General features: G+C 73.5%; 1 protein-coding gene. It reads right to left on the bottom strand.

From position 1 onward, the window contains the following. The coding region (locus tag J1M38_RS12020; RefSeq protein WP_241246527.1) for a rhodanese-like domain-containing protein at positions 1–203 on the bottom strand (203 nt) is incomplete at its 3' end. Between the last annotated feature and the right edge of the window lie 106 nt (positions 204–309).

Raw genomic sequence — 309 nt, 5'->3', positions numbered from 1 at the left:
CGGGCGGAGCGGCCGCCGGTGCGGCAGATCAGGTAGTAGTCCGTGTCCGGGTCCAGCTCCTCGAGCCGGTCCGGCAGCTGGCCCAGCGGGATGTGCTGGGCGCCGGCGGCGCGGCCCAGGGCCCACTCGTCGTCCTCGCGGACGTCCAGGATGGCCGCATCGGCGGGGATCTCGTTCACATCGACGGTCTCGAAGGCGCTCATGGCTTCAGCGTAGCCACCCGCCCGGACGTCCCAGGAAGGCCCCGCCGTCCATGACCCGGCCCACGCCCGTTAGGCTCGGCCGCATGCAGACCTCCGACGCCGCACC

Origin of the sequence: Micrococcus sp. KRD070 (assembly GCF_017168435.1) — a bacterium.
In the GTDB taxonomy this organism is placed as follows: Bacteria; Actinomycetota; Actinomycetes; order Actinomycetales; family Micrococcaceae; genus Micrococcus; species Micrococcus luteus.
The sequence above is the reverse complement of the archived record's forward strand: the minus strand, read 5'-3'. Positions and strand labels throughout refer to the sequence as shown.